The sequence below is a fragment of the Leclercia sp. S52 genome (genome assembly GCF_039727615.1).
GTDB classification, from domain to species: Bacteria; Pseudomonadota; Gammaproteobacteria; order Enterobacterales; family Enterobacteriaceae; genus Enterobacter; species Enterobacter adecarboxylatus_B.
The window spans coordinates 4,609,462-4,623,332 of record NZ_CP152474.1 but is presented as its reverse complement, the minus strand read 5'-3'; the positions used below and the strand labels follow the sequence as shown (position 1 = coordinate 4,623,332).

Below are 13,871 nucleotides of genomic sequence, written 5' to 3'. Positions count from 1 at the left end.
CTCAGGCTTCGCGCAGAAGTTTTTCTACTGCATCCACGACGTCCTGCACGGTACGTACCGACTTGAAGGTTTCCGGTTTGATGCGGGCGCCGGTTCTCTTCTGCAGGTGAACGACCATGTCGACGGCGTCGATGCTGTCCAGCTCCAGGTCCTCATACAGGCGCGCCTCGGGAGTGATAGCGTCCGGTGCAACTTCAAACAGGGTGATCAGGAGGGTGGTGACTTCCTGGTAAACGGTTTTGTGTTCTGTAGTCATAATAAATTCGGTCTCAGGCGCGTTGGGCGGTGATGAAGGAGGCCAGGGTGGCGACGGAGTAGAAATGCTGGCGCATCTCTTCGCTTTCGGCGGATAACACCACGCCGTACCGGTTTTTTATCGCCAGTCCCAGTTCAAGGGCATCAATTGAGTCAAGGCCCAACCCATCGCCAAACAGTGCGGCATCCGTATCGATATCCTCTGCGGTCAATTCGTCCAGATTGAGGGTGGTAATGATAAGATTTTTAATTTCAAGGTAGAGCGCTTGCATCATTAATTCCTGACAAAGATTGAAGACCGGATGTTAAGCGATGCTGCAGGTGCCGGTTAAGTTGTCTTGCCGCCAGAGCCGGCTCGTGGACTGCTGCATCGTAAAAATCATTAATATTGACCCGCTCACGAACATCGACCGTGAAAAAGGGTTTATTCGGCGGTACGTCATACCACCGGCTGTGTTTATCGAGCAGATGCTCGCTGCAGTGGATGAGCACCACCCGCAGGTCGCTGGCGCAACGCACGGCAATATTGGCCGCGCCGCGTTGCAGCGTAATGGCTTTCCCCACCTGCGTGCGCGTGCCTTCCGGGAAGATCAGCAGGGTGTCACCCTGGTTCAGCCGTTGCTGACAGGCGCTTAACAGGGTGTCGGCTTCGCTGTTGATCAGGTAATCCGCCGCCCGGATCGCCCCGCTGAGAAAAGGGTTACGCAGCAGGGCGCTTTTCACCAGACAGTCGGTTTCCGGCATCACCGAGGCGATCAGCACGTAGTCGATCAGCGTCGGATGATTCGCCACTACCAGACAGCCGCGCTCCTGGCGCAGCGCCTCGAGATTATCGAAGCGGTAATCCAGCACGCCGAGGGCGCGGGCGACGGTTAAAAAAGCCCGGAAGCTGGCGGCAATACTGCGTCGGGCAAGGCGACGACGACGGGCGCGATCGCGCTGGACCAGGTTCAACAGGTTGAACCACACCAGCGACAGCAGCAGGCCGCCCGCGCCAAACAGCACGAAGCACAAGCCGGTCATCACCAGCCGCCAGCCGCGGCTGAGGGCCGCCCGGATACCTGTCATGCCCGATTCCACTGCCACAGCAGGCGCTCGCCGGGCACGTCAAACTGCCGATCGTCACGCAGGTAGTGGCGCAGAAACAGCAGGCTCTGCGGCAGGGAGAGTTCTTCAACGCAGCGGGCAGGCTGCGTTTCGCAGCGCAGGGCGTCACCGGCTTCGATGACCAGCGCCAGAGCATAGGGCCAGGTCGGCATTTGGGCCGGGAGCGCGGAGCGGTAAAAGTCGGGTAGGGTGCCGTCGAAATCGACCATGAGCACCCGCTTATAGCCGGCATGCAGCAGGCTCAGCACTTCGCACAACCCCTGCTGAAAAGTATCCATACCGGCAGAAAGGGACGACGAGACAATCGGCTGGCGCGCCGCGATAGTCAGATTGCCCACCGCAGAGTTGTGGACCGACATGGCGAAATCGGTAGGGGAAACATCCTGCCCGGTCGCCAGCGCATGCAGGAGGCGATAGTTACGCTCCAGCTCGCCGTGACGGCTGGTATAGACCACTGCATCGATGGCATGTTTTCGCACCATCGCCAGACCGCAATCGACCGCCAGTTTACTGCCGGAACTGAGGCGGCGGGCGGTCATCATCGGCAGTTCGGACAGCGTGGCCTGCGGCGCAGCAGGATCGATGGCATGCAAACCCTGTGACCATGCCTGCCAGTGGCTGGCATCACTAAGGCCTGGCGCTCTGGCTTGCCAGTCGAGAATGTTAAGTGCAAATTTCATCTGCGCGCGTCCGCGATAAACCCGTTATCCAGCAACGCGGCCGAAGGTCAGGTCGCGTTATTGTTTAGTTTCTGACAAATCAATAAGGTGTGGCCTACCCCGAGATTGTCCTGCCGTTGTTCTACCCGGAATCCTGCTCTCTCCAGGTAGTGGTAAAATTTTTCTACGCTGTAAAAACGGCTGTTGCCGTTCGCCATACAGGTGAAATAGAGCGAGGTGGCGTTCAGGCTGAAGGAGGCCGCTTCGAATCGTTGCGCATCCCAGAACAGCTCCATGATGCACAGGCGGGCGCCTGGCTTCATCACCTTCGCCACCTTGCTCAGCAGGGCAACAATCTGATCGGGGGAGAAGCAGTCCAGAAACTGGCTCATCCACCAGATATCCGCGTCATCCGGCAGAGCAGCGTCGCTAAGCATATCGACAGGGTAGAGCTCAATACGATGAGATAATCCTGCTTTTGCGATATTTTCCTGAGCCAGTGCGATTTGCTGCGGCAGATCGAGCAGCGTCACGGTGATATTTTCATCGTAACGACAGCAGCGTAGCGCCCATTTACCCGTATTTCCGCCGACATCGTACAATTTTGTCGGCCTGCTTGCGAATATAAGGGGTAATGCGGCCTCGAATGCGCCATCGGAATAGAAGTGATCGAAAGCAAACCAGCTCCGCTGCGCCTGTTCGGGCAGGGCGGAGAGCGCCGGATAAATGGTCGGCCACTCGCCAAAGACGGCGAGCCCGGCCGGTTTTTCCGCTTTCAATGCATCGGCAAGATGAAACAGGCCCTGGTAGCAAACATCCTGGGTGAAATCCATGTTGATGCGGGTCATGCTGTCATGCAGGAGATAGTGACCAATTTTGGCCAGATAGTATCGCCCCTCGCTGTGGGTCACGATCCGCCCGCTTAACCCCATATCCAGCAATACGCCAGCGCCATAGTCACTGAGGGTGCTGTTGGCCACGATCTCATCAAGAGAAGCGCCGCGCTGTCCCTGCTTGTCCAGCCAGGCGAGGATGCCGGTGTTACGCAGACAGAGCGCGGTCTGAAACAGCATCGGGGCAAATGCGATACGCTGCGCTTCGGTGATGGCCTCAAGCGCGCTGAGGGTGTCCTTTTCGTACATACGTTATCCTGGTAAGCGGCTTTTTGGTCGGCCCGGGCCAAGCAGGATCGCCAGCTTGCTGCCCCCCTGAGTGGTCTCCATCCAGATCTTACAGACGCTGGTGAGCGGAACGGACAACAGCATTCCGACCGGGCCGAGTAACCAGCCCCAGATCAGTAACGACAGGAACACCACCATGGTCGACATCCCCAGCCGGTGGCCCATCATCCGGGGCTCAACGATATTCCCCAGCACCATATGGACGATCAGGAACAGCGCCCCCACCATGGCGCACTCATAGAGGCCATTAAACAGAAACGCCTGGATCATCGGCGGGACGGCGGAGATCACCGCGCCAATATTGGGTACATAGTTGAGCAGGAAGGCCAGCACGCCCCACATCAGGGCGAACTGCACCCCCAGCAGCGTCAGCCCCAGCCAGACAATCGCGCCCGTCCAGAGGCTTAACAGCGTTTTCAGCGCCAGATAGTGGGACACGCCCTTCAGCGCCCGGTGCAGGCCGGCGATGTGGATCTGTGGGTTATTGAGGGCAAAACGCATTTTGTACGGCACGTGGCGGACTTCAAACAGCATAAAGACCACCGTCATCACCAGCAGCAGGACGCTGGCCATCGCCCCGGAAAGCTGGGTCATCAGCGCGGTGGCAAAGGTCATCACCTTTTCCGAGTCCATTCGCTTCAGCATTCGCTCCGGGGAGATATGCAGGTTGAGAAACGGGAACATCTCCTGCAGATCGACCAGCTTGCGCGTCAGCTCTTTATTGTATTTCGGCAGCAGGGCGGCAAATTCATTGAGCGAGGCCGCCAGCACCCCAAACAGCGCCGTCAGGCCAATCAGCATCACCACCACCACAATGGTGATGGCCAGAGGGCGGCTGAACCCACGACGCAAAAACCAGGTGACGAGAGGGTTGAGAACGATAGCGAAAAAGAGCGCCAGCAGCAGCTGCACGAGAATATCCGCGGCGGCGTGAATACCTGCGAGGATCACCACCAGGCAGGCCAGTTTGAGCAGAATGTGAAGACCGGATTTATCAGGCTGTGTAAGACCCGGCTTACCGGGTGGCGTGGTTAACATAGTGTTTCCTCTTATGAGATGCTCATAAGTGTAGTGCGCGCGCAGCGCTTCGGCGGAGGCCGTTAATCTTAAAGTCGCTGCTGCATTTCAGCCCCTGTCATGGTAATAGTGAAACACTGTTGTAAAAATTCTGGTGAACCTGATGCCCGAACCCGCCGCCGAACCGGCACTGAGTGGATTACGCCTCAACCTGCGTATTGTTTCCGTCGTTATTTTCAACTTTGCCAGCTATCTGACCATCGGCCTGCCGCTGGCCGTCCTGCCGGGCTATGTCCATGACGTCATGGGCTTTAGCGCCTTCTGGGCCGGTCTGGTGATCAGCCTGCAATACTTCGCCACCCTGCTGAGCCGCCCCTATGCCGGACGCTATGCCGATCTGTTTGGCCCGAAAAGCATTGTGGTGCTGGGGCTCTGCGGCTGCTTCCTGAGCGGGGTGAGCTATTTCCTCGCCGGGCTAACCAGCGCCTGGCCGATGGTGAGCCTGGCGCTGCTCTGTCTGGGGCGGGTGATCCTCGGGGTCGGGCAGAGCCTCGCCGGAACCGGCTCCACGCTGTGGGGCGTCGGGGTGGTGGGGGCGTCGCACATCGGGCGGGTGATCTCCTGGAACGGGATTGTGACCTACGGGGCGATGGCGATGGGGGCCCCGCTCGGCGTGCTCTGCTATCGTTACACCGGCCTGAGCGGGCTGGCGCTCACCATTATGGTGGTGGCGCTGCTGGCAATTTTATTTGCGCTGCCGCGACCGAAAGTCAAAGCCAGCAAAGGCAAGCCGATGCCGTTTCGCGCGGTGCTGGGGCGCGTCTGGCCCTACGGCATGGCGCTGGCCCTCGGCTCGGCAGGTTTTGGGGTGATCGCCACCTTTATCACCCTGTTCTACGCCGATAAAGGCTGGGACGGCGCGGCCTTTGCGTTGACCCTGTTCAGCTGTGCCTTCGTCGGGACGCGGCTGCTGTTCCCGAACGGCATCAACCGGCTGGGCGGGCTGAACGTCGCCATCATCTGCTTCAGCGTTGAGATTGTCGGCCTGCTCCTGACCGGCATCGCCGATGCACCCTGGATGGCGCGGATCGGGGTGTTCCTCGCGGGGGCGGGCTTCTCGCTGGTGTTCCCGGCGCTGGGGGTAGTGGCGGTGAAGGCGGTGCCGCAGCAGAACCAGGGCGCGGCGCTGGCGACCTACACGGTATTTATGGATATGTCGCTGGGGATCACCGGGCCGCTGGCCGGGCTGGTGATGGCATGGGCCGGGGTGCCGGTTATCTATCTGGCGGCAGCGGGGCTGGTGGCGGTGGCGTTACTGCTGACGTGGCGGCTAAAAAAATGGCCTCCAGTGGAGGCCATTTCATCGTGAGAACTTACTGAATCACGAGGGTATTGATGATGTTCTCTGCGGCAGTTTGCGCTTTCTGCTGATCGTCAGCAGGCAGCGTGATCTGCAGGGTCAGCAGTTTGTTGTCCACTTTGCCCAGCACCACGGAAGAGTAAGCGGTCTGGCCTTTGGCAGAGATAATGCTGTCCAGCTGTTGCAGCTTCTGGCCTTTCAGCTCGATGGCTTTGTTGGTCACGACCTGCAGCTGCGGGTCGCGGCTGCGCTGCTGATCTTCCAGACGTTTCGCCAGCACGCCCAGGTCTTCATTGGTGTCATCGCCGACGATCACAATCACCGCTTTTTGCCCGGTGGCATCGGAATAGACGTGCATGTTGTTGGCCTGGGTGCCCAGCTTGCCGCTCTGATCGGTCATATCCGCCGGCAGAGAGAAGCTGAGTTTGCCATCCATCAGGCTGACCGGTTGACCCGTGGCGTTGCTTTCAGCAGACGCAGCCTGAGCAGGCGTTTTGGTGTCGCTGTTATCACAGGCTGCCAGCCCCATCACCAGCAGGCCAATCCCGACATATTTAACCAGATTGCGCATTACATTCTTCCTTTCGATAAACGGCCATAACGGCGCATCAATCCATCTTATCACAACTGTTCAGGGGAACCCTTAACCAGCCTGCAATCCCGGGATTTCAGATTTATCCGCGAATCTTTTCAGCAACATATTCAGCAGCACGCCGTACATCGGCAGGAAGAAGACCAGGCTGATAAGTACCTTAAAGGCGTAGTCCACCAGCGCAATTTCCATCCAGTGCTGCGCCATGAACGCATCCGGGCTGCGCCAGAAGGCGATAAAGAAAAAGGCCAGGGTGTCGCTGACGTTGCCAAACAGCGTTGAGGCGGTCGGTGCCATCCACCAGCGATGGTTCTGTCGCAGGCGGTTAAAGACATGCACGTCGAGGATCTGCCCCAGCGCATAGGCCATAAAGCTGGCGGCGGCGATACGGGCGACGAACAGGTTGAAGTGCGTCAGCGCCTCAAAGCCCTGCCAGCTGCCCATATAGAACAGGGACGAAATCACGTACGAAACGAACAGCGCCGGGAGCATAACGGCAAAGATAATGCGTCGGGCCAGCGGGGCGCCAAAGATGCGGACGGTGAGATCGGTCGCAAGGAAGATAAACGGGAAACTGAACGCGCCCCAGGTGGTATGAAAACCAAAAATGGAGATTGGCAGCTGCACCAGGTAGTTACTGGAGGTGATCACCAGCAGATGAAAAAGCGAAAGCCAGAACAACGCTTTTACGCGCTGCGATTGAGAGAACTGCGTCATATTGTGACCTTTTTGATTAATATTTGGGGTGAGGGAACCCAATAAAGCCGCCGCATGATACTGCTTTGATGGCAGTTTGCAATGGCTAATTTTCACGCAATCGTTAACCTGGTTTGCTTTGCCCGGCTCGCGGCGTAAACTACTGCCGTTTTTATCTGGACGAGACCAAGATGACCGATCTGTTTACCCACCCGGACCACACCCTTGATGCCCAGGGCCTGCGCTGCCCGGAACCCGTCATGATGGTGCGCAAAACCGTGCGCACGATGCAATCCGGCGAAACGCTGTTAATTATTGCCGACGATCCGGCCACAACCCGTGATATTCCGGGCTTCTGTACCTTTATGGAACATGAGCTGCTGGCGCAGGAGACCGGGGCGCTGCCGTATCGGTATCTGATTCGCAAAGGGTAACAAGTCCGTTGACCTTGTAGGCCGGGTAAGGCGTAGCCGCCACCCGGCATGACATCCCGCACAAATCTGAACCACCATTTCATTTTTTGGCGCTTTTTGTGAGGCGCTTCACCTACGCTTTCCAGGCCGTAGTCTAGTTATTAAACGTATAAATAAAACGACGTTTCGATACCTACCCTCACTACCCTGGAGTTGACTCGATGAAAACGACCCTCAAGCCGTTGCTGGCCGCTCTGTGTCTGTCTGCTGTCGCTGCCTCTGTTTCTGCTCAAACCATTAAAGCTGCCGATGTGCATCCTGAAGGCTACCCGAACGTGGTGGCGGTGCAGCACATGGGTGAAAAACTCAAACAACAAACCGACGGCAAGCTGGAGATGAAGGTCTTCCCCGGCGGCGTGCTGGGGGATGAAAAGCAGATGATTGAGCAGGCCCAGCTGGGCGCTATCGATATCATCCGCGTTTCTATGGCGCCGGTGGCCGCGATCCTGCCGGATATTGAAGTCTTTACGCTGCCCTACGTCTTCCGCGATGAAGACCATATGCACAAAGTGATCGACGGCGATATCGGCAAGCAGATCGGCGAGAAGCTGACCGCCAACCCGAAATCCCGCCTGGTGTTCCTCGGCTGGATGGACTCCGGCACGCGTAACCTGATCACCAAGAATCCGGTGGTGAAACCGGAGGATCTGAAAGGGATGAAGATCCGCGTTCAGGGCAGCCCGGTGGCGCTGGCCACGCTGAAAGACATGGGGGCTAACTCGGTGGCGATGGGGGTCAGCGAAGTCTACAGCGGGATGCAGACCGGGGTCATTGACGGTGCCGAGAACAACCCGCCAACCTTTGTCGCCCACAACTACATGCCGGTGGCGAAAAACTACACCCTCAGCGGCCACTTTATCACCCCGGAAATGCTGCTCTACTCCAAAGTGAAGTGGGACAAGCTGAGCGCCGATGAGCAGGAAAAGATTAAAACCCTGGCCCGTGAAGCACAGATGGAGCAGCGCAAACTCTGGCAAGCCTACAACACCCAGGCGCTGGAAAAAATGAAGGCCGGCGGCGTGCAGTTCCATGACATCGACAAGTCGGTGTTTATCAAAGCGACGGAGCCGGTGCGCGCCCAGTATGGCGACAAGCATCAGGATCTGATGAAAGCGATCGCTGACGTCCAGTAACCCTCTGCGTGGAGGACGTATGTCCGAACACTATCTGAAGTGGATGGATCGCCTGTACCTGCTCGCCATGGCCGTGGCGGGCGTTTCGTTGCTGGTGATGACCATCGTGATCCCGATTGGGATTTTTTCCCGCTACGTCCTCAATCGTGGCGAGTCCTGGCCGGAGCCGATCGCCATTATCTGCATGGTGACCTTTACCTTTATCGGCGCGGCTGTGGGCTACCGCGCCGGATCGCATATCGCGGTAAACATGCTCACCGACCGCCTGCCTGCGGCGTTAAAAACGCTGTGCGCCAAGGTGGTGGATGTGCTGATGCTGCTGATTTCGCTGATCATCTTCTGGTACAGCTATCTGCTCTGTATCGAACTGTGGGAACAGCCGGTGGCGGAGTTCCCGGTGCTGACCTCCGGCGAGAGCTATCTGCCGCTGCCCATCGGTTCAGCGATCCTCATTTTGTTTGTCCTTGAGCGCCTGCTGTTTGGCTCCCAGGAAAACCGTCCGGTCGTGCTGATCGGCAACCACACTTAAGGGGTGAATTATGGATGCGTTTGTTTTGCTCTTCACCCTCGCCATTTTGCTGGCGCTGGGGATGCCGGTGGCCTTTGCCGTCGGGCTAAGTGCGGTGGCCGGGGCGCTGTGGATCGATCTGCCGCTGGAAGCGCTGATGATCCAGATCACCAGCGGGGTTAATAAATTTACCCTGCTGGCGATCCCGTTCTTTATCCTCGCCGGGGCGATCATGGCGGAAGGGGGCATTGCCCGCCGGCTGGTGAACTTTGCCTATATCTTTGTCGGCTTTATTCGCGGCGGGCTGTCGCTGGTGAATATCGTCGCCTCGACCTTCTTCGGCGCGATTTCGGGCTCGTCGGTGGCGGATACCGCCTCCATCGGCAGCGTGATGATCCCGGAGATGGAGAAGAAGGGCTATCCACGTGAGTACGCGGCGGCGGTGACCGCCAGCGGCTCGGTGCAGGCGATTCTGATCCCGCCCAGCCACAACTCGGTGATCTACTCCCTGGCGGCAGGCGGGACGGTGTCGATTGCGACGCTGTTTATCGCCGGGGTGCTGCCGGGGCTGCTGCTGGGTCTGTGCCTGATGATCCTGTGCCTGGGCTTTGCCCATAAGCGCGGGTATCCGAAAGGCGAGCGGATCCCCTTTAAGCAGGCACTGAAGATTTTCTTCGATGCCCTGTGGGGGCTGATGACTGTGGTGATCATTCTCGGCGGTATTTTGTCGGGGATCTTTACCGCGACGGAATCGGCGGCGGTTGCCTGCCTGTGGGCATTCTTTGTCACCATGTTTATCTACCGCGACTACAAGTGGAACGAGCTGCCGAAGCTGATGTGCCGCACGGTGAAAACGGTGACGATCGTGATGATCCTGATTGGCTTCGCGGCGGCGTTTGGCGCGGTGATGACCTACATGCAGTTGCCGATGCGGATCACCGAGTTCTTCACCTCGCTCTCGGACAACAAGTACGTGATCCTGATGTACCTCAACGTCATGCTGCTGCTGATTGGCACCCTGATGGACATGGCGCCGATCATCCTGATCCTGACTCCGGTGCTGCTGCCGGTGACCAACTCGCTGGGCATCGATCCGGTGCATTTCGGGATGATCATGATGGTCAACCTCGGGATTGGGCTGATTACGCCGCCGGTGGGGTCAGTGCTGTTTGTTGCCAGTGCGGTGAGTAAGCAGAAGATTGAGAGCGTGGTCCGGGCGATGCTGCCGTTCTACGGTGCGCTGCTGCTGGTGCTGGGGATGGTGACCTACATCCCGGCGATATCGCTGTGGCTGCCGCGGATGTTGGGGATGCAGTAGTGAAAATGCCGGGCGGCGCTGCGCTTGCCCGGCCTACATATTCTGTGCCTGTATTTTGCCGGGTGGCGGCTACGCCTTACCCGGCCTACAAAACCGTAGGCCCGTGCAAGCGTAGCGCCGCCGGGCGTTTTTTTACCGACCACGCAACAGCCGCAACGCGTTCGCCGTCACCAGTACCGTCGCTCCGGTATCCGCCAGCACCGCCAGCCACAATCCCGTCATTCCCAGTAACGTGGTCACCAGGAAAATCCCCTTCAACCCCAGCGCAATGGCGATGTTCTGCCGGATATTGGCGCGCGTCGCGCGGGCCAGACTTATCATCTGCGCCAGCCCGGTCAGGCGGTTGTGGGTCAGCGCCGCATCGGCGGTCTCCAGCGCCACGTCGGTGCCGCTGCCCATCGCAATACCCAGCGTGGCCGCCTTCATTGCCGGGGCGTCGTTAATCCCGTCTCCGACCATCGCCAGCGGCATGTCCGCATTCAGGGCCGTCACCGCCTGTACTTTATCGGCAGGCAGCAGCCCGGCGCGGAAATCGAGGCCCAGCTCGCCGGCAATGGCCGCGGCGGCACGTGGATTATCGCCGGTCAGAATCGCTCCCTTGATGCCCAATTGATGCAGCGCGGCTACGGCCTCTTTCGCGTCATCCCGCAGGGTATCCCGCAGCGCGACCAGACCTTTTGCCACGTCGTCCTGCACCACCATCACCACCGTCTGTCCGGCCTGCTCCAGGGTAGCGATTTGCGTTGCAAAGTGCGGGGCAGGGAATTTATCCGCCGCGCAAATAAGCACCTTGCTGCCCGCAACCTCGGCTTCAATCCCCGACCCCATCAGCGCGCGCTGGGCGGTCGCCGCCGGCACAGCCAGCCCGCGAGCCTGCGCTTCTCGCACTATCGCCTGCGCCAGCGGGTGGGTGGAGCCTTGCTCCACCGCGGCGGCCAGCACCAGCAGATCCTGTTCGCGGATCTCATGTGGATAAATGCCCGTCACCTGCGGCTTACCCACCGTCAGGGTGCCGGTCTTGTCGAACGCCACCTGCTGCACCTGCGCCAGTTGCTCCAGCGCGGCACCGCCTTTAATCAGCGCACCACGGCGTGCGGCGGCCGCCAGCCCGGAGGTAATGGCCGCCGGGGTGGAGATCACCAGCGCACAGGGACAACCAATCAGCAGCAGGGTCAGCCCTTTGTAGATCCAGCCTTCCCATGCAGCGCTGAACAGCAGCGGCGGCACCACGGCGACCAGCAGCGCAATCAGCATAATCACCGGGGTATAGATCCGGCTGAAGCGGTCGATAAAGCGCTCCACCGGGGCGCGGCGTTCTTCCGCCTCTTCGATCAGCTTCAGGATGCGGTCGATGGCGCTGTCGCCCGGTTCGGACAGGACCGTCAGCTGCACCAGACGATCGACGCTGGTGGCCCCCGCCGGGACTTTTTCCCCCGCTGCGCGATCGACCGGAATGGATTCGCCGGTCAGGGCGCTTTCGTCAAAGCTGGCCGCGGCGGTAAGCAGCGTCCCGTCGGCAGGCAGACGCCCACCGGCGGCCACTTCAATCACATCACCCGGACGCAGCGCGGCGATGGGCACGGTTTTGCGCTCGCCATTAATCACCTGCGTAGCAGTTTCCGGCTTCAGCGCCATCAGGGCGCTGACCCCTTTCCGCGCCCGGCTGGCCGCCCAGCCCTCGAGCCGCTCGCCAATCAGAAACAGCAGCAGCACCATCGCCGCTTCCGCCGTGGCACCGATAAACAGCGCCCCGATGGCCGCCACGCTCATCAGCGTTTCAATGGCGAACCAGCTGCCGCTTTTCATCAGGCGCAGCGCCTGGCGGGCCACCGGCCAGAGTCCGACCAGGGTGGTGGCGATAAAGGCGAGGTTGCCGAGCGGGTGGTTGAACTGTTCCAGCCCCCAGCTCAGGGCCATCAGCAGAATAAGCGTGATGAGCGGCAGGTTATCGCGCAGCACGGAGGCTTTTTCGGCGGGGGCATTTTCGTTGCGCAGCGTATAGCCCGCATTGATCACCGCCGCTTCGACCTGGGCGCTGACGTTACTGCCTGCATCGACCAGCAGTTTTTCGGTGGCAAACAGGACCTGGACATGATTGACGCCCGCGACCTGGCGGACGGCGGTTTCCACCTTGCGGGCGCAGGCTGCACAGTCCATGCCGTTGACCACCCAGCTGTAACGCTGACCCTGGACGGGAGCCGAGGCCTCGGCCTGCACAGAACCGTGATCCGCAGCGCAGCAGGGTTCTTTAGCGGGAAGGGGGGCGAGCTTAAGTGCCGAAAACTGCGGCACTTTTTTAGGTGTTTCTGGAGTCGACATGGCACTCTCCGGCAATGATAATTTTCTCATTAACCGCAGTATGCACTCTGGAGTCGACTCCAGAGTCAAGCGCTATTTAAATATACAGCGAACGCACAATCAGGAAGTGCCCGGCGAAGTAGCAGGCCGCGGCAATGGCGTTATCGGCACGGAAACGGCGACGATAGTGGCTACCCAGCCAGACGATATTCCCCAGCAGCAGGAGCGTGGCGCCGATAAAGGCCGACAGGGCCGGTGCCGTCGGACGGAAGAACCACAGCTCGCCTGCCAGCCAGACCATCACCAGCGTCATGGCGATAAAGGTACACACCGCCCAGCGCAGCTCTTCCAGACGCGACCAGATCACCGCGATCAGCAGCGCGCCAATCACCAGCAGCGCCAGCGGCAGCGGCCAGAAGAACGACAGCGTCATCTGGCTGGCGAAATAGATGGTGTAGAGGAGATGCGATAAGAAGAACGCCCCCACGGCATACAGCAGACGCTGGCGCGGCAGCAGGGTCAGGGCATCACCGGCCAGCGACGCGCAGAGCCCGGCGAGCACCAGGTAGCTGATGGCGTTAAACATCGGCGCCTGCCAGGCCAGCAGCAGGAGCAGCAACAAGGTGACGGGTTTAAAGAGCCAGCGCTGCCAGGCTGGGCCGCGGTAGGACGCATCGACATACAGCCATGCGGAGAAACAGACAGCGATAAATGACCAAAGCATATTAAGTCCCTGTATCTGTTATTGTTGAATAAACAGTTTCACTTCAGTGTAGTGGTGCAGACGGGCCAATAGCAATGCACAGCGTGGCACGCTATTCTGATTTCAGCCTGGTCTTAAGGATTGTCTAATGAGCAAGATGCCGCTTTTTTTTATTATCGTGCTGGCAATTATCGTTATTGCCGCCTCGTTTCGCTTCGTGCAGCAGCGCCGGGAAAAGGCGGATAACGACGCCGCCCCGCTACTGCAAAAGCGGGTGGTGGTGAGCAATAAACGGGAAAAAGCGCTCAACGATCGTCGATCGCGACAGCAGCAGGTGACGCCCGCCGGCACCAGCATGCGCTATGAAGCGAGCTTCAGGCCGGAGAGCGGCGGTCTGGAGATGACCTTTCGCCTCGACGAGAAGCAGTACCATCAGCTGACGGTGGGGGATAAAGGGACGTTGAGTTATAAGGGCTCGCGGTTTGAGGGGTTCAGTCCGGCGCCGTGATTTGCCGGGCGGCACTGCGTTTGCCCGGCCTACGGGACCGTAGGCCCGGTAAGCATAGCGCCA

The 13,871-nt window shown here is 59.4% G+C and carries 15 protein-coding genes and 1 pseudogene; 6 read left to right on the top strand and 10 right to left on the bottom strand.

Annotated features, from left to right (window positions below):
• Position 1: 1 nt before the first annotated feature.
• From AAHB66_RS22235 to AAHB66_RS22210, 6 genes are read right to left on the bottom strand one after another with little or no spacing between them, the layout of a single operon-like run.
• Complete coding sequence (locus AAHB66_RS22235; protein WP_347114606.1) at positions 2-256, bottom strand: acyl carrier protein; 255 nt, start codon at positions 254-256, stop codon at positions 2-4.
• A gap of 13 nt (positions 257-269) precedes the next feature.
• Positions 270-527, bottom strand: a complete 258-nt coding sequence (locus AAHB66_RS22230; RefSeq protein ID WP_337018730.1) for a phosphopantetheine-binding protein — start codon at positions 525-527, stop codon at positions 270-272.
• Positions 508-1,323 (bottom strand): lysophospholipid acyltransferase family protein, encoded by an 816-nt coding sequence (locus AAHB66_RS22225; protein ID WP_347114604.1) that lies wholly within the window; start codon positions 1,321-1,323, stop codon positions 508-510. Before AAHB66_RS22225 ends, AAHB66_RS22230 begins: the two co-directional genes overlap by 20 nt.
• The gene (locus AAHB66_RS22220; protein WP_347114602.1) at positions 1,320-2,042 is read right to left on the bottom strand and encodes a beta-ketoacyl synthase chain length factor; all 723 of its coding nucleotides are present in this window, start codon (positions 2,040-2,042) and stop codon (positions 1,320-1,322) included. Before AAHB66_RS22220 ends, AAHB66_RS22225 begins: the two co-directional genes overlap by 4 nt.
• A gap of 47 nt (positions 2,043-2,089) precedes the next feature.
• Complete coding sequence (locus AAHB66_RS22215) at positions 2,090-3,163, bottom strand: class I SAM-dependent methyltransferase (protein WP_347114601.1); 1,074 nt, start codon at positions 3,161-3,163, stop codon at positions 2,090-2,092.
• 3 nt (positions 3,164-3,166) lie between these two features.
• Positions 3,167-4,240: an AI-2E family transporter gene (locus AAHB66_RS22210; protein WP_347114600.1), complete on the bottom strand. Its 1,074-nt coding sequence runs from the start codon at positions 4,238-4,240 to the stop codon at positions 3,167-3,169.
• A 99-nt stretch (positions 4,241-4,339) separates the two neighbouring features.
• On the opposite strand from AAHB66_RS22210, the pseudogene AAHB66_RS22205 reads away from it, so the two are divergent.
• A pseudogene (locus AAHB66_RS22205) lies at positions 4,340-5,588 on the top strand (MFS transporter).
• Positions 5,589-5,592: 4 nt separating this feature from the next.
• On the opposite strand, the gene AAHB66_RS22200 reads toward AAHB66_RS22205, so the two are convergent.
• Both AAHB66_RS22200 and AAHB66_RS22195 read right to left on the bottom strand, forming a co-directional pair.
• Entirely contained in the window at positions 5,593-6,150 is a 558-nt protein-coding gene (locus AAHB66_RS22200; protein WP_333853142.1) for a DcrB family lipoprotein, read from the bottom strand.
• 72 nt (positions 6,151-6,222) lie between these two features.
• Positions 6,223-6,888: a 7-cyano-7-deazaguanine/7-aminomethyl-7-deazaguanine transporter gene (locus AAHB66_RS22195; protein WP_106995269.1), complete on the bottom strand. Its 666-nt coding sequence runs from the start codon at positions 6,886-6,888 to the stop codon at positions 6,223-6,225.
• Positions 6,889-7,058: 170 nt separating this feature from the next.
• On the opposite strand from AAHB66_RS22195, the gene tusA reads away from it, so the two are divergent.
• From tusA to AAHB66_RS22175, 4 genes are all read left to right on the top strand, one after another.
• Positions 7,059-7,301 (top strand): sulfurtransferase TusA, encoded by a 243-nt coding sequence (gene tusA, locus AAHB66_RS22190; protein WP_333853139.1) that lies wholly within the window; start codon positions 7,059-7,061, stop codon positions 7,299-7,301.
• 200 nt (positions 7,302-7,501) lie between these two features.
• Entirely contained in the window at positions 7,502-8,473 is a 972-nt protein-coding gene (locus tag AAHB66_RS22185) for a TRAP transporter substrate-binding protein (protein ID WP_337018749.1), read from the top strand.
• A 19-nt stretch (positions 8,474-8,492) separates the two neighbouring features.
• Positions 8,493-9,002 (top strand): TRAP transporter small permease, encoded by a 510-nt coding sequence (locus AAHB66_RS22180; RefSeq protein WP_347114599.1) that lies wholly within the window; start codon positions 8,493-8,495, stop codon positions 9,000-9,002.
• A 10-nt stretch (positions 9,003-9,012) separates the two neighbouring features.
• The gene (locus AAHB66_RS22175) at positions 9,013-10,299 is read left to right on the top strand and encodes a TRAP transporter large permease (RefSeq protein WP_347114598.1); all 1,287 of its coding nucleotides are present in this window, start codon (positions 9,013-9,015) and stop codon (positions 10,297-10,299) included.
• A 132-nt stretch (positions 10,300-10,431) separates the two neighbouring features.
• Here AAHB66_RS22175 and zntA read toward each other — a convergent pair whose 3' ends face one another.
• Entirely contained in the window at positions 10,432-12,618 is a 2,187-nt protein-coding gene (zntA, locus tag AAHB66_RS22170) for a Zn(II)/Cd(II)/Pb(II) translocating P-type ATPase ZntA (RefSeq protein WP_347114597.1), read from the bottom strand.
• A gap of 76 nt (positions 12,619-12,694) precedes the next feature.
• On the bottom strand, positions 12,695-13,321 hold the full coding sequence (locus AAHB66_RS22165) for a lysoplasmalogenase (protein WP_039032500.1): 627 nt from the start codon (positions 13,319-13,321) through the stop codon (positions 12,695-12,697).
• Between the two features lie 127 nt (positions 13,322-13,448).
• Between AAHB66_RS22165 and AAHB66_RS22160 the strand changes: the two genes are divergently transcribed.
• Entirely contained in the window at positions 13,449-13,808 is a 360-nt protein-coding gene (locus tag AAHB66_RS22160; RefSeq protein WP_347114596.1) for a DUF2500 domain-containing protein, read from the top strand.
• Positions 13,809-13,871 lie beyond the last annotated feature (63 nt).